This is a genomic window from Rhizobium viscosum (assembly GCF_014873945.1).
Classification (GTDB): domain Bacteria; phylum Pseudomonadota; class Alphaproteobacteria; order Rhizobiales; family Rhizobiaceae; genus Rhizobium; species Rhizobium viscosum.
In genome coordinates, this window is record NZ_JADBEC010000002.1 from 256,017 (window position 1) to 271,058 (window position 15,042).

Consider the following 15,042-nt stretch of genomic DNA (forward strand, 5'->3'; position numbering starts at 1 on the left):
GCAAGATGAGTGCTCAGAAAAGTGCCGTCATCTTCGCCTGGATCCTTCTCCTTCCTGCTGTCCTTTATGTGCTCGCGATCGTCGCCTATCCGCTGGTCGACACGTTCATCCTGTCGTTTACGGATGCATCGCTGCGTAAGGTGACGAACTGGGTCGGCTGGGCCAATTACGAAAAGATCTTCAACAACACTTTCGCGGAAGTCATTCTGCGAACCTTCATCTGGACCTTCTTTTCGGTCGCCCTGAAGATGATCATCGGCACGTTCGGTGCCGCAATGCTGAATGCTGCCGTACCCGGCCGGTCGCTGTTTCGACTGCTCACCATGCCGCCATGGATCGTGCCGATGGCTATCGGCATCTTCATGTGGGGCTGGATGTATAATGGCCAGTTCGGAATGATTTCCGGGTTGCTGCAGCGCTTCGGTCTCGTCGATGGCCCTGTCGCCTTCCTCGCCTATGGCAGCACTGCCTTCTGGGCGACGATCGTCACCGACGTCTGGATCGGCGTGCCGCTGGTGACGATCTACTTCCTCGCCGCAATCCAGTCGATCCCGAAGGATCTCTACGAAGCAGCATGGACCGACGGCGCCGGCCGCTGGTACCGTTTCCGCCGCATCACGCTGCCGCTGATGGTTCCCGCCATCATCACCATGTCGATGCTGTCGCTGATTGCGACGTTCAATTCCTTCGACATTATCTGGATCCTGACGCAGGGTGGTCCAAGCGGCGAAACGACGACGATGATCATCGATACCTATCAGACGGCGATTGGCTCGAAGAAATATGGCGAAGGGGCAGCGCGTGCGGTGCTGATCTGCATCTTCCTGTCGCTCTTCTGCTTCGCCTATTTCCGTGTCACCCGCCGCCTGAACCCGGAGAAGCGCGCATGAGCAGCCGTCCCATGATCGATCGCTACAGCTGGTGGGAAATAATCCTCATCTATTGCGGCATAGCGATCTTCCTGTTCTTCGTGCTGTCGCCCTTCGTCGAAGGCTTCCTCGTGTCGCTGAAGCCGCTCAGCCAGCTCTTTTCCTCGCCCTACCGCTTCTGGCCGGAAAACGGTTCGTTCGAAGCTTACCGGACGATGTGGATCAGCGTGCCGGGCTTTGGTCGCTACATCTTCAACTCGTTCTTCATCTCGATCATCGTCACTGTCATCGTGCTCTGCCTCGTCATTCCGGCATCCTATGCCTTTGCGAAATTCGAGTTCAGGGGCATGGGCATCCTGCTCGGCGCCTTCCTGACGGTGAACATGTTCTCCGGTGCCGTCCTGCTTATCCCGCTCTTTCGCCTGATGCGCAGCATCGGTGTTCTGAATACCTATCTTGCGATGATCGTGCCGGGCGTCGCCTTCCTGATCCCGTCGGCGATCTGGCTGCTGCGCACCTACATGATCCGTATTCCACAGGAACTCAACGAAGCGGCCTATATGGATGGCGCTAGCCATTTCTATACGCTGCGCCGCGTCATTCTGCCCATTGCGATGCCGGGGATTATCGTCGTCGCGATCACTACCTTCATCGGTGCCTATGCGCAGCAGTTCATCTTCGCGCTGACCTTCAACTCGAAGACTGAATACATGCCCCTGCCGGTGGGACTCTTTGCTTACTTCGGCAAGCAGGAGGTTATCTGGAACGAACTGATGGCGGCCTCCTTCGTCGGCATCGCGCCGGCGATGATCGTCATCTTCTTCCTTCAGCGCTATCTCGTCGGCGGCCTGACCGCCGGTGCGGTGAAACAATAAGACCAACAATAAAGAGTGAACAGCTAACAACGAGAATGGGAGTAACGACGTGAGCATTACCATCAAGACAGGCCTTATGGCACTCGCCCTGCTTGGTTCGACGGCGTTGACTGCGGTCACGGCCCAGGCAGCCGACAAGGAAATCAGCTGGATCTATTGCGGCGACACGATCGACCCGATCCACACCAAATATATCAAGGAATGGGAATCCAAAAACGCCGGCTGGAAGGTTACGCCGGAAGTCGTTGGCTGGGCGCAGTGCCAGGACAAGGCAACGACGCTGGCTGCCGCCGGCACGCCGGTCGCCATGGCCTATGTCGGCTCGCGCACGCTGAAGGAATTCGCACAGAACGACCTCATCGTTCCCGTTCCGATGACCGATGACGAGAAGAAGGGCTATTACCCACACATCGTCGACACGGTCACCTTCGAAGGTAACCAGTGGGGCGTTCCGATCGCCTTCTCCACCAAGGCACTTTACTGGAACAAGGATCTCTTTAAGCAAGCCGGCCTCGACCCCGAGACGCCGCCGAAGACCTGGGCCGAAGAAATCCAGATGGCAAAGACCATCAAGGAAAAGACCGGCATTCCAGGCTTTGGTCTTTCTGCCAAGACTTTCGACAACACAATGCATCAGTTCATGCATTGGGTTTACACCAATAACGGCGCCGTGACCGATGCCGACGGCAAGATCACGCTCGACAGCCCGCAGATCCTTGCAGCACTGAAGGCATATAAGGATATTTCGGCCTCTGCCGAGGAAGGTCCGACCGCCTATGAACAGAACGAAGTCCGCGCCATCTTCCTCGATGGCAAGGTCGCGATGATCCAGGCGGGCTCGGGTGCCGCCTATCGCCTGAAGGATACGAAGATCAACTGGGGCGTCACGACGCTGCCGCTCGGTCCGGATGCCAAGGGTGCAGGCACGCTGCTTATCACCGACAGCCTCGCGATTTTTAAGGGCTCGGGCGTCGAGGACAAGGCGATCGAATTTGCCAAGTACATCACCTCACCCGACATCCAGGGCGAATACGAGCTGCAGGGCGGCGCCGGCCTCACGCCGCTGCGTCCGTCCGCAAAGGTTGACGAATTCGTCGCCAAGGATCCCTTCTGGAAGCCATTCATCGAGGGTATCAGCTATGGTGGTCCCGAGCCGCTGTTCACCGACTACAAGGGCTTCCAGAACTCGATGATCGAGATGGTCCAGTCCGTCGTCACCGGCAAGGCCGAGCCTGAAGCAGCCCTGAAGAAGGCTGCCGGCGAGATCGAGGCCTTCAAGTAACCGACGTCAAGGATCGCAGGTCGACGATCTGCGATCCTCACCGACCAAACTCTTGCGTATTCAGGCCGGGACCGGAGACAGATTTTTGGGACAGCTTCAGCTCAACAAGGTTCAAAAATTCTATGGCGACTACGAAGTTCTCAAGGGCGTCGAACTCGATGTCCGGGACGGCGAGTTCGTCGTCTTCGTCGGGCCTTCGGGATGCGGCAAGTCCACCCTCCTGCGCATGATCGCAGGTCTCGACGCAACGAGCAAAGGCGACATCATCATCAATGGCGTCAGGGTCAACGACCTGCCACCGGTCAAGCGCGGCATCGCCATGGTCTTCCAGTCTTACGCGCTCTATCCGCACATGACGGTTTTCGAGAACATCGCCTTCCCTCTTCGTGTCGAGAGGATGGAGGAGGAAAAGCTCAAGGCCAAGGTCGAGAATGCCGCACGCATCCTGCATCTCGAAACGCGGCTTCAGCAGAAGCCCGGCATGCTCTCGGGCGGACAGCGCCAGCGCGTCGCAATCGGCCGCGCCATCGTTCGCGAACCGAAAATCTTCCTGTTCGACGAGCCTCTTTCCAACCTTGATGCCGCCCTCCGCGCCGACATGCGCATTGAACTCGCCAAGCTGCACCGGCAGCTGAAGGCGACGATGATCTATGTGACCCACGACCAGGTGGAAGCCATGACAATGGCCGACCGCATTGTCGTGCTGGATGCCGGCAATATTTCACAGACCGGCGCGCCGCTCGAGCTTTACCACAAGCCCGCCAACCAGTTCGTCGCCGGCTTCATCGGCAATCCGAAAATGAACTTCCTGCCGGTTACCTGTATGTCCGCAAGCGAGGCAGGCGCGACCGTCGACTATCGCGGCCAGACAGCCACCCTGCCGGTAAAGCCGCGAGACGGCATGGTCGGCAAGATGATGACGCTCGGTATCCGGCCCGAGCATATCCAGCTTGGTTCCGGTGAAATTTCGCTGACCGTTACACCCAGCGTTATTGAACGGCTTGGGGCCAACACCGTGGCCTATGCGGCACTCGGCAGCGAAACGGAAAACTTCTGCGCCATGCTGCCCGGCAGTGTCGGCATCCGTGCGGACGCGCCGGTTGCCGTTGGCATCAATGCTGCCGATTGCCATCTCTTCGATGCGGAAGGCATAGCGTTCGAACGTCGTGTCGAACTCACAGATATCGATATGAACCTGTTGGCTCCGGCAACGGCCTGAGCGGCCGATTGGCCACTTACCAGACGAGTCCCCGCGCGGCGACGTCCTCGACGCGCGTGACGATGCCGCTGCGATGGAAGACCATCGTATCGAACAGGTTCGAAACCACGCATGTATGGTTCGGGATGATGAAGAGCTTTTCGCCGATCTGGGGCAGTTGACCGGTGCAGGCCGAAAGGTCGATGACGCCGTGTTCTTCCGACAGGCTGGTTATCCTCGCCTCGGGATATCCGACGACGAGGCCGAAATCGGTAAAGCCCTGAAGATCGGAGGTGAGCGCCTTCGAGCCTGCGTCAATGACGGCGCGGTCTGCATTCGGTCGCGACACGACAGTCGCCAGGACATGCATTGCGCAATCGTCCTGCGCGCAATGTCCCATCCGGATCATCTGACGGTCATTATAGATATAGGTCCCGGCCCGATGCTCCGTCGCCGACTTGACCAGATGCGCCTGAAAGAGGCTGGGCGTGCCGCCATTGCTGACGATCGGACAGGCGATGCCCTCCGCCGCCAATTGCTTCAACGTAGACTGGATGAAAGCTTCGACGGCATCAGCCGACTGCGGCTTCGGATAGGTGAGAATGCCACCAAATGCCAGCCCGTCGGCTGCAGCGATATATTTTGCCAGCGAGGCCGCCTGCTCCGGCGTCTGCACACCGCAGCGCGCGCCGCCGGTGTCGCATTCAACGAGGACGGTGAGCGGTTTGCGGCCGGAAAAATGTGCTGACAGCCCGTCGACCGTGACCTGGCTGTCGGCGACGACCTTGAGACCGGAAATACGATCGTTCAGGGCGGCGAGCCGTTCGAGCTTCGGGACTCCTATAATATTGAAGGTGATCAGGATGTCTTCGAAACCGGCGTTGGCAAAGACCTCGGCTTCCGTCACTTTCTGGCAGTTGATGCCCTTGGCCCCGGCCGCGACCTGGGCGGTGGCAAGTGCAGGTATCTTGTGTGTCTTGATATGCGGGCGGAAATTCAGCCCATGCTCGTCCATATAGGACTGAACCCTTGATATGTTGGCGGCCAGCCTGTCTTCGTCGATGATCGGGCGCGGCGTGGAAAGATCAGCGATCCTATCTCCAGCCTTCGCGACGACGGCAAACCGATTGTCATGCATCTCAGGCAGCTCCGCGTTCGGTTCCATGAGGATCGGCCACGATCGGCCAAATGGTCTTCGGTGCACGGCGATAGTTGGTTGTCGCCGGATTGTTCGGATAGGGGGTTCCTGCAGAACAGTACAGGATTTCAGCGGCGATCTTAGAGAAGGATGCGAAGAAATGGTTGGTGGACTTGATCACCAAAATCTTCTGCTTGGTCGGATCCATGCCCATTACTGAAAACAGGCTCGGATCGAAGCTCTGCGCCCGCGTCGAGTTCAGGATGATGTCAATACCATCAAGCACGATATGCGCCGCATCGCCGAAGGGTGCGAGGCTCTCGCCGAACTGCATCTCGGCGTTCTTCACCAGTTTGACGACCCTCACCGTGCCATCGACAGGATTGCCGGTTCCGGGTGCCGATTTCGCGCCGAAGCGCAGCGGGATTTCGGCCCCCTCGCCTGCGGCAAAACAGATCTGAACGGCGACCGGATCCCAGATCGTGCCAACAGCAGCACTTGCTACACCGCGGGCCAGAAGCTCCTCGAGAATGACGGTGGCATCGCCGGCCGTCCCACCGCCCGGATTGTCCCAGACATCGGCAATGACGACCGGCCAGGCTTTGGCAGCCATCGCCCGGGAGACGGCTTCCTTTTCGTCGATCTGCGGCACCATGAAGGTGCCGCGCTTGGAAAACAGCTCCATGCCGAGCTCGCGCGCCAGAGCCGCACCCTTTTGCGGATTGTTGTCGGTGACGACAAGCAGCTTGGTCCCCATCTCCGGCACATCGCCGACCATGAAGCCGTGAACCACCGAGATCGACAGGATTTCAGGATCTTCCTTCTCGATCCGCATGATCTCGTCGACGAAGGAGCGCATCGGATCGCGCGAGGTCGGGAAGACATCGATCATCCGGCAATCGAAAACGGAATTGACCGGCTTGACCCTGCCCTCAAGCGCATCGACGGCGATACGCCAGAGATCCTCGGCACGATCAACAAAATCCGTATGCGGGAATTCCTTGAAATAGACGGCGAAATTCAGTGCGTCGATGCGCTTCCGGGTCAGATGGCTATGCGGGTCGAGTTCAGCGCAGATCAGCACATCAGGCCCGACGATGTCGCGCATGCGGGTCAGGAGGTCGCCTTCCGTGTCTTCGTATCCAGAAGCCACCATTGCCCCGTGCAGGCCCATCACAACGGCATCGACGGGCATTGCGGCACGGAGCTGGCCGAGGATTTCGTCGCGCAACCCTTCATAGGCCTGGCGATTGACGAGGCCGGCCGGATCGGCCCATGCTGCCGTGCCTTCGATCAGCTCCCAGCCCTTTTCAGCGGTGACACGGCGGCCGACGGTGATCGGCGCAGTGCAGAGCGTGGGCGTCTCCGGATGCTGGCCGGGCGGCGCATAGAGAGAGGCTTCGAAAGCGCGGCGATCCACGCAGATCGGGGAAAACGTATTGGTTTCGGTCGCCAGTGCTGCCGTGAAGATGCGCAAGTGATTTGGCCTTGTTTTGCAGCCCTGCTTCAACCCATCGGGTTCGGCAGGTAGCCGATAAATCCGCAGATCTTCCACCGTCCCTCGTGGAGCCTGCAATAATAGAGCGTCTGCCACTGCATGATATCGCGAGTGCCATCACTCTTCGTCAGGCCCCCGTCGAACTTCTTGCGGACAAGCGCCATGTCGCCCTCGATCTCGATGTCCTCGAGCGTCGTGGTGGTAAAGATCGCCGTGCGGGTGTCCTCGGCAAAGCTCTGGGTCGCAAAATCCTTTGCCTGCCTCAGCCACTCATCGCGATAGGCACTGAGTGCGGGGAATGCCAGGCGCCATTTGTCAGGACTGACCTCTTTGCGGCCATCGATACCGATGAAGCCTTCCTCGACGAAATCATCTTGGACCATCGACCAGTCGGCAGCCAGAAAGGCATCGATGTCGCGGGGCACGAGCATCTCCCAAATGGCGTGCCGTGCGGCGTCGGAGGACGGGAAAGGATTCTTGAAAGGATCACGCATGTTCGCCCCCGATTTAAATTCTTTTCATAAATGGCGTTTTTCACTGGTCAAAATCTGCTTTCTATGGTCCCTTGTCAACTTATCAAGAAAATAATTTGCAGGGATCCCAGCATGTCCATCAAGCGATATGGCACTGTTCAGACCGGCGCTGGCGGCAAGCCGCTGCCTTTTGCGCGCGCGGTCGAAGCCGATGGCTGGCTCTATGTTTCCGGCCAGGTGGCGATGGAAAACGGCGAGATCATCGACGGCAATATCGTTGCCCAGACGCACAAGACGATCGCCAACGTGCTCGCCATTCTCGATGAAGCCGGATACGGCGTGGAGGATGTTGTGCGCGTCGGCGTCTGGCTGGACGATCCGCGCGACTTCTGGACCTTCAACAAGATCTATCAGGATTATTTCGGCGCACATCCGCCGGCCCGCGCCTGCGTCCAATCGTCCATGATGGTGGATTGCAAGGTCGAGATCGATTGCGTTGCCTACAAGAAGAAGAGTTGACTGACGGATCGGCGGGAGGACGGGCTTGGATATCTTTTCCACATTGCAGGAAGACAAGAGCCGGCTCTCCGCCTCCGAGGGCCGCATCGCCGACATCATCGTCAATGATTTCGAATTCGCGGTGAATGCCTCGATCATCGAGCTTGCCGAACGCGCGGAAGTCTCGCCACCGACGGTGACGCGTTTCTGCCGCCGCCTCGGCTGCGACAGCTTTTCCGATTTCAAGGTGCAGCTTGCCCGCACCGCCCATGTCGGCGTGCGTTATCTGAAGCCGGAGTCGAAGAGCAGCGATCCGGCCGATGTCGCTCAGGATATCATTACTAAGGCGCAGAACGCCCTTTTCCTGTTGCATCGCTCTTTGGACCTCAACGCGATCGAAGCTGCGGTCGCGCAAATCGCCAAGGCGGAGATGGTCTATGCCTTCGGATCGGGCGGCAACTCCTCGATGATTGCCGACGAGCTGCAGAATCGGCTCTTTCGGCTTGGCCTCAGGATCACCTCCAGTTCCGACCACAGTATGCAGCTGATGATGGCGGCGGCAGCGAAGGCCGGCGATGTGATCATCGGGTCGTCCTTTTCCGGGCGCAATGCCGAGCTGGTACGGGCTTTTGCGCTGGCACGCGAGGGCAAGGTCAGGACCATTGCACTGACGCAAACCGATAGCCCGGTCGCAAGGGCCGCCGAGATCGTCGTGCCGATCGATCTTCCGGAAGGGACCAACATCTTCCGCCCGACATCGACGCGTATCGCCTATATCGCAACGGTCGATATCCTGGCGAGCCTCGTCGCCTATGCCATCCAACCGAAGGCGACGACGACGCTGAGACGCATCAAGCAGCAGCTGGTCACACACCGCGATGGCGACGACAAGCAGCTGCTCGGGGACTGATCAACAGGAGGGAGCGAGAATGACGCAATCAGTGGCCATGGTCACGGGAGCAGCAGGCGATATCGGCGCGGCGATCGCCGATCGACTCGCCGCCGATCATGACGTCATTCTGCTCGCGGACATCAATCCCGACGCTGCAGCTTCCGTTGCCGGCAAACTTGGACCGTCCGATCGTTTCGTTCCCGTCGAATGCGACGTGACCAGCGAGACAAGCGTTGCGGCTCTTGCCAGGCGCGCAGCCCAGCTCGGCAACCTGCGCACCCTTGTCAACAATGCGGGTGCTGCCCGCGCTGTCAGCCTGCATGATACGACGCCGGAGATCTGGCGTGCCGACAACACTCTCAATCTCGAAGCGGCCTTTCTCTGCTTTCGGGCCGTTGAAGACCAGCTGAAAGCATCGCGCGGTTCCATGGTCAACATTGCCTCGGTCAACGGCATGAACGTGTTCGGCCATCCTGCTTACAGCGCCGCCAAAGCCGGACTTCTGCATTTCACCCGGCTGGTCGCCGTCGAATACGGAAAATTCGGCATCCGCGCGAACGCCGTCGCTCCCGGAACGGTAAAGACACAGGCATGGGAAGTCCGTGCCGCCGCCAATCCCAATGTCTTCGAGGATGCCCGCCGCTGGTATCCGCTGCAGCGTGTCGTCGATCCGAAGGACGTCGCCAATGCCGTCGCCTTCCTGGCTGGGCCGCAGGCTGCGGCGATCACCGGCGTCTGTCTGCCCGTCGATTGCGGCCTGACAGCCGGACAGGCCGAGCTTGCCCGTACGTTTTCCCAGTCCGAGCACTATTGAAATCGAAATAGACAACAAGAGGAACGAGATATGAAGCCGGCCGACTATCGCCTGGAAAGCAGCTGGAACCCCGGTGGCGGGCCGCATGGTGCGTTCACCTTCACGCTTTTCAATCTCTCCGGCGCGGCGCTTTCCGGTTTCAAGCTTGTCTACACGTCCCTCACCCGGGTTATCGATGCTACGGCATGCGCCAACGCCACGTTTCTGAGACGCAACGCCAATTTTCATGAATTCGAGCCGCCGGCCGGGCTGACGCTCGCCGCCGGTGAAAGCTGGACCTTCACGGTCGCCGGCTTGCACCGCCCTGCGCGCCATTGCACTGACGGCGCCAAGTCCGCCTATCTGACGCTGTCATCCGGAAAGCATGTACCGGTCGCCGTTTCCGATCTGCTTCTCGAAGGCCGAGTGAGCGAGCCTCCGCCTGTGCTCCTGCCTGAAGGCCGGCTCGACCTGCCCTTTGCGTTGCAGCCGTGGCCTGCCGAAATCGATGCGAAGCCAGGCGATAGCTTTCCGGTCATCCTTTATCCGGAAGGCGCCAGCGCAGACGAATTGTCGGCGATATCAACATGCATTTCCCTGACGCGCCGCCTTTTCGAAAGCGATCATTCGGTTTTCAATCTGGTCACCTCGCCGCAAGGCCGCGCTCTCACCTTCAACAAGGACGCTTCGCTCGACGCTGAAGCCTACCGGCTGACGTTTTCGGCCGATCGCGTGACACTTTCCTATTCTAGCTCCGCCGGGCGCCAGTACGGATTGACCTCGCTCGCGCAGATGCTGAACGGGGCGCGCGTCAGCCAGGGCAAATTCCGCTTCCCGGTTTCCGGAACGATTTCCGATCACCCCCGCTACAGCTGGCGCGGCTGCCATCTCGACGTTTCCAGGCAGTTTTATCCGGTTGACGACGTCAAGCGGCTGATCGATATCCTTGCCTGGTTCAAGTTCAACATCTTCCATTGGCATCTGACTGATGACGAGGCCTGGCGTCTGGAGATCAAGGCCTATCCACAGCTGACGACAACGGGCGTGTTGCGAGGCCCGGACGAGCCGCTGCTGCCGCAACTCGGCAATGGAGCCGAGCCGGTCGACGGCTTCTATTCGCAGGACGATGTCAGAGACATCGTTGCACATGCGAGTTCCCTTCATGTCGAAGTCGTGCCGGAGATCGACATCCCTGGCCATAACGCGGCGACTTTGGTTGCTCTGCCCGAACTGACTGATGGCCAGGAGGCACCGGAGAGCTACCATTCAGTCCAGGGCTATCCGAACAACGCTCTGAACCCGGCCGTGCCGCTGACCTACGAATTCCTGGAAAAGGTCTTCGACGAAATGGTCGAACTGTTCCCCTCATCCTACATCCATATCGGCGGCGATGAAGTGGCGAACGGTTCCTGGCTCGCCTCGCCCCTTGCCAGGAAGCTGATGGCCGAAGAAGGCATTTCCGGCACGTTCGGGCTGCAATCCTACTTCCTGAAGCAGGTCAAGACGATGCTCGACAAGCGCGGCCGCAAGCTCGCCGGTTGGAACGAGGTCGCCCATGGCGGCGGGGTCGCGGCGAAGGACAGCCTCTTGATGGCCTGGGAAAATCCGCAGGTCGGCATCGAGCTTGCCGAACAGGGCTATGACGTCGTCATGACTCCGGGCCAGGCTTACTATCTCGACATGGTCCAGGCCGAAGCCTTCCAGGAGCCGGGCGCGAGCTGGGCCGGTACGGTACCGCCGGCCCATAGCTATGCCTATGAAGCCGCCGGCGAATTCCCGGAGGAATTGAAGCATAAACTGAAAGGCGTACAGGCCTGCATCTGGTCAGAGCACTTCCTGTCGCGCGGCTATTTCAACCGCCTCGTCTTCCCGCGTCTTCCGGCAATCGCAGAGGCTGCCTGGACCCCGAAAGCATCGAAGGATTGGGACCGTTTCGCAGCGATCGTGACGCTTAGCCCGAAGCTTTGAGCTCGCAACGATGAAAATTGACATCGGGGGGATAGTGGCCAGCCCTAACCAAGGATTTGGTCGGTCGAGGCATCGAATATCGGATGAGCGTCAGGCCGCCCGCTTTGTCTTTCCCTTGAATCAGGATTTCGGCTACACGCCGCATGCGTGCCTTCCCACCCTCAGGCGCGACCGAGATTGATCATGACGATCCTTGTGCGGACGCGGTTTCCGCGCCCGCACAAGGACGCCCCAAAGCCAGCTGGCGACAATAATGAACCGCTTGATTCCAGACGTTTTCCGTAATCCTGCAATCCGGGTGAGCATGGTCGCCATCTTCACGTTCGGATTTGCCGGAGCGACGACGGCCCCCTATCGGTCCGTGGTCGGCATCCGCGAGCTCGGCCTGTCGAATGAACTCTATGCTGCGCTGATCTTCACTGCGGCGGCGGTCAACGTGATTGTCAGCATTCTGCTCGGTAATCTTGCCGACCGGCTCGGTGAATATCGTTCGATGATGCTTGTTGCGGCGACTTTCGGCGTTGTCGGTTATGGAGCAGTCTTCTTCTTCCCGACGCAGAACATATTTGTCCTTAGCGCACTTCTACTGCTGCCGGTCTACGGTTGCCTGAACTCGTTGCTCTTTGCCAAAGTCCGGGCCGCAGCCCATGAAATGGCGCCGGCTGACGTGGCAACCGTCAATTCCGGCGTGCGGGCGATGATTTCGCTTTCCTGGGTCCTGGTTCCCGGATTCACGGGGGTTCTGCTCTCCTCCTCTTCGAGCATGTTGCCAGCCTATCTCTTCGCCGCCATTTCCTGCCTGGTCTGCGTGGGACTCGTCGGCTTCCTATTGCCCCGACAGAGCGGCACGGATCGTGCCGCCACCCACCATCTCTCCTATCTCGCCGCGCTCGGCCAGGTGATTTCTCCGAAAATCTTCAGTCGGATCACGGCCATCGCGCTGATCAGCAGTACATTGCATGTGAACGACGCCATTTTCCCCTTGGTCGTAACTGGCGCCGCCCACGGCACTGTCGCCGATATCGGTATTCTGGTCGGGATCGTCGCTCTCCTCGAGGTGATCTTCATCATCGTCTGGTCGCGCCTGCTGCGCCGCATCAGCCAACTCGCAGCCCTTGCAGCCGGGGCATTGATCTATGCCGTCTACCTGCTGCTACTGGCTTTTGCCCGTGAGCCCTGGCATGTCTATGCCCTCACCCTGATCAGTGGCATCGGCGCGGCGTCACTGATCTCCATTCCAATCACCTATCTGCAGGATCTGATCGCCGAGCGGCCCGGTCTCGGCAGCGCACTGATTTCCGTCAACATTTTCCTCAGTGCCGGACTGAGCGCTCTTCTCTTTGCCGCCGGCACAGCCATCACCAGCTATTCCGGCACTGCGGTGGTCAGTGCGCTGTCTGGTCTTCTCGGGATCGCTTGGCTGCTATTTCTCGACGGGCGTCGGCGTTCGTTCTGAGGCTGGAGTTCCCGCGCGCGCCCCGATGGGGGACGTCTTTTGGACCGAATACGAGTCAACCGCGCCAACCTCACCTTTGAAAGAGGCTGCAATACTATCTCGGGTAATCTTACCGTGGTCGACTTGATAGGCGAGGCTGAGGTTCAGGGGATAAGAGCAGGGAACGGACTCGTTGCAACCATTCTTGGCCGTTTAATCCATATGCTTGGTAATAGTACTCACACCCCAAAGCCCCCAAAAGCTCTTCAATTTTCAATGGGTCCCCTGTGAATAGCTGCAATAGGTGGTCAATCTCAGCTATCGTGGCTTCAATCTGATTGACAGGTTCTGTTCGACGGAAAGCCGCGATCACCTCCGCATCGTTGGCTCCCTCGGTGTCCCAATCCTGATGGAAATATCCGCCCAGTAGTTGTTCTAATTTATCAAATCGTTCTGTCATGGAACTGGGAATCCGGTAATGATTTTATATCCCGTTGGCATTGTAGGATCGCGCTGAATAACAACACGCACGTTTGATGACGGCACTGAGGTCGCCGAACCACGCGTCAGCACATTGCCAACTGGGCTACCCACGTTGTGATTGATGATAAGCCGATTGTTCGATCCACTCAAGAATTGCGAAATGTTAGGAGTATTCGCGTCGAGGGCCGATGAAACAGCACGTTCTGCGGTTGCACAATCAGGGAAAGAAGATGCAGCTGTGACATTGGGCTGGGAGCTAAGGCGCGCACTAAGGTCCGCATCCAATTTCCCAACATGTCGGCTTATGAGGTGTCCACCCGCTGCTTCGTGAGCTTGAAGCCCCCCGCCGGGAACGATTGGACTATTTGCGACTGGTGATGTCGCTGTACCAGCGGTCTCCTCTATGGCCTTTTCTGCGCCCGCCCCGAACAGCTTCAGTCGGGTTGCCAAGGTGATCACCTGCACCATAGCCGCAGGATCGCCGTCGTTGGCCTTTTGAATGACCTCCGGCAGCCCGAGAATCATCAGCGGGTCGCTGAGCAGGAATGCAATCGTATTGCTTAGCTGAAGCTGGTCGTCATGGCTGAGCTTGCTGAACCCGTCCGGTGCGAGGATCTTCAGGATTTGGTCGAGGCCGCCAGACCTGTCCAGACGCGCCAGGCTGGCGGCCTGGTCGCTTGTGGAAGACCAATAGGAAGCGGCTCCTGCGTAACTTGACAGCGCGGCAACGACGTTGGCGAGGACGGCTGTGCAGCCGGAACCCGAGTACCCGTTGTTGCGGCAATCGACATAGTCCTTCTGTTGCTGGTGGTCCTTTGCCTCCAGCCGTGCCTTTTCCGAGCACGCCGCCTGGTCTCCCTTAGCACACGCGGCCTTGGCCTCGTTCAGCTTATCGTTGTCGGCATGATTGAGATAGTTGAAGTTGATGTTGTTCGATTAATAATAAGGACGCTACCGCGTTCACCTGCCGGATTATGGAACAACAATCGCACGTTGATGAATGGCGCACGCTATTCCGTATCAGGTTCTTGAGGAGCTATTCTTCTCTTCTGCTCTATCGATTGCTTAATCGCACTCAGAAAATCGAGTTTGGATATTCCGTCCTCTTCGGGATGATAGTTCCCCCCGAACAGGCCTATATCAAAGTGCTCGCAACTGTCGCTTGCCAGATACGGACTTATCACATCGAGCACCGCATCGAGCTGTTCGAGTGAAGCCTGTCTTACAAAGTCCTCGATTACATCCAGATAGCTTTCATACACCAATTTCCAATCTTGATGGAAATAGCCCCCAAAGAACTGCATTGCCGGATGATTTTTATCTACGTCGATTATACCCATTTTTCGATGAATCGATCGCCTGATTGCGGTCAAGAATTCGCGTTTGGACAAGCCATCACCTTCGGGGCGATAGTTGCCTCCATATTTGCTTATTTCAAAATCTTCACAGTTGCCGCGCTGCAAGTAGGGCTCGATTAGATCCAGCACCGTATTGAGCTGTTGAGGTGACGCTTCTCGTACAAAGTCATCAATAGCCGCTTGATAGCTATCATAAATCAACGACCAATCTTGATGAAAATACGCTCCGAAGAACTGCCTTGCGGGATGATTTCTATCTTTATCGGTCATGCCAAGAGCTCC

The 15,042-nt window shown here is 58.3% G+C and carries 15 protein-coding genes and 1 pseudogene; 9 read left to right on the forward strand and 7 right to left on the reverse strand.

Features of this window, described 5'->3' with window-relative positions; genetic code table 11:
- The first annotated feature begins 5 nt into the window (after positions 1-5).
- The 4 genes from H4W29_RS22180 (at position 6) to H4W29_RS22195 (ending at position 4,245) form a co-directional block, all read left to right on the forward strand.
- The gene (locus tag H4W29_RS22180) at positions 6-890 is read left to right on the forward strand and encodes a carbohydrate ABC transporter permease (RefSeq protein ID WP_112545401.1); all 885 of its coding nucleotides are present in this window, start codon (positions 6-8) and stop codon (positions 888-890) included.
- Positions 887-1,744 carry a carbohydrate ABC transporter permease gene (locus H4W29_RS22185; protein WP_112545402.1) on the forward strand — a complete coding sequence of 286 codons (858 nt, stop codon included), beginning with the start codon at positions 887-889 and terminating at the stop codon, positions 1,742-1,744. Before H4W29_RS22180 ends, H4W29_RS22185 begins: the two co-directional genes overlap by 4 nt.
- 76 nt (positions 1,745-1,820) lie before the next feature.
- Positions 1,821-3,026: an ABC transporter substrate-binding protein gene (locus H4W29_RS22190; RefSeq protein ID WP_192732756.1), complete on the forward strand. Its 1,206-nt coding sequence runs from the start codon at positions 1,821-1,823 to the stop codon at positions 3,024-3,026.
- Between the two features lie 85 nt (positions 3,027-3,111).
- A complete protein-coding gene (locus H4W29_RS22195) occupies positions 3,112-4,245 on the forward strand; it encodes an ABC transporter ATP-binding protein (RefSeq protein ID WP_192731030.1) in 1,134 nt (377 codons plus the stop codon).
- Between the two features lie 16 nt (positions 4,246-4,261).
- Here H4W29_RS22195 and H4W29_RS22200 read toward each other — a convergent pair whose 3' ends face one another.
- The 3 genes from H4W29_RS22200 to H4W29_RS22210 are packed head-to-tail and all read right to left on the reverse strand — an operon-like array spanning position 4,262 to position 7,354.
- A complete protein-coding gene (locus tag H4W29_RS22200; RefSeq protein ID WP_192731031.1) occupies positions 4,262-5,362 on the reverse strand; it encodes a D-TA family PLP-dependent enzyme in 1,101 nt (366 codons plus the stop codon).
- Position 5,363: 1 nt separating this feature from the next.
- A complete protein-coding gene (locus H4W29_RS22205) occupies positions 5,364-6,839 on the reverse strand; it encodes a M81 family metallopeptidase (RefSeq protein WP_192731032.1) in 1,476 nt (491 codons plus the stop codon).
- A gap of 29 nt (positions 6,840-6,868) precedes the next feature.
- Positions 6,869-7,354 (reverse strand): hypothetical protein, encoded by a 486-nt coding sequence (locus tag H4W29_RS22210; RefSeq protein ID WP_192731033.1) that lies wholly within the window; start codon positions 7,352-7,354, stop codon positions 6,869-6,871.
- Between the two features lie 111 nt (positions 7,355-7,465).
- Between H4W29_RS22210 and H4W29_RS22215 the strand changes: the two genes are divergently transcribed.
- From H4W29_RS22215 to H4W29_RS22235, 5 genes are all read left to right on the forward strand, one after another.
- Positions 7,466-7,852, forward strand: a complete 387-nt coding sequence (locus H4W29_RS22215; protein WP_037108793.1) for a RidA family protein — start codon at positions 7,466-7,468, stop codon at positions 7,850-7,852.
- A gap of 25 nt (positions 7,853-7,877) precedes the next feature.
- Positions 7,878-8,741 carry a MurR/RpiR family transcriptional regulator gene (locus H4W29_RS22220; RefSeq protein ID WP_192731034.1) on the forward strand — a complete coding sequence of 288 codons (864 nt, stop codon included), beginning with the start codon at positions 7,878-7,880 and terminating at the stop codon, positions 8,739-8,741.
- 19 nt (positions 8,742-8,760) lie between these two features.
- Positions 8,761-9,537: an SDR family oxidoreductase gene (locus H4W29_RS22225; RefSeq protein ID WP_192731035.1), complete on the forward strand. Its 777-nt coding sequence runs from the start codon at positions 8,761-8,763 to the stop codon at positions 9,535-9,537.
- A 30-nt stretch (positions 9,538-9,567) separates the two neighbouring features.
- Positions 9,568-11,484 carry a beta-N-acetylhexosaminidase gene (locus H4W29_RS22230; protein WP_192731036.1) on the forward strand — a complete coding sequence of 639 codons (1,917 nt, stop codon included), beginning with the start codon at positions 9,568-9,570 and terminating at the stop codon, positions 11,482-11,484.
- A 253-nt stretch (positions 11,485-11,737) separates the two neighbouring features.
- The gene (locus tag H4W29_RS22235; RefSeq protein WP_192731037.1) at positions 11,738-12,940 is read left to right on the forward strand and encodes an MFS transporter; all 1,203 of its coding nucleotides are present in this window, start codon (positions 11,738-11,740) and stop codon (positions 12,938-12,940) included.
- 109 nt (positions 12,941-13,049) lie between these two features.
- On the opposite strand, the gene H4W29_RS22240 is transcribed toward H4W29_RS22235, so the two are convergent.
- The 4 genes and pseudogenes from H4W29_RS22240 to H4W29_RS22250 form a co-directional block, all read right to left on the reverse strand.
- Entirely contained in the window at positions 13,050-13,379 is a 330-nt protein-coding gene (locus H4W29_RS22240; protein ID WP_192731038.1) for a contact-dependent growth inhibition system immunity protein, read from the reverse strand.
- A complete protein-coding gene (locus H4W29_RS22245; RefSeq protein WP_192731039.1) occupies positions 13,376-13,927 on the reverse strand; it encodes an RNase A-like domain-containing protein in 552 nt (183 codons plus the stop codon). Before H4W29_RS22245 ends, H4W29_RS22240 begins: the two co-directional genes overlap by 4 nt.
- A 192-nt stretch (positions 13,928-14,119) precedes the next feature.
- Positions 14,120-14,329, reverse strand: a pseudogene (locus H4W29_RS34810) (DUF6862 domain-containing protein); the annotation flags it as partial.
- Between the two features lie 83 nt (positions 14,330-14,412).
- Positions 14,413-15,030, reverse strand: coding sequence for a contact-dependent growth inhibition system immunity protein (locus tag H4W29_RS22250; protein ID WP_192731040.1), 618 nt, complete (start codon positions 15,028-15,030; stop codon positions 14,413-14,415).
- Positions 15,031-15,042 lie beyond the last annotated feature (12 nt).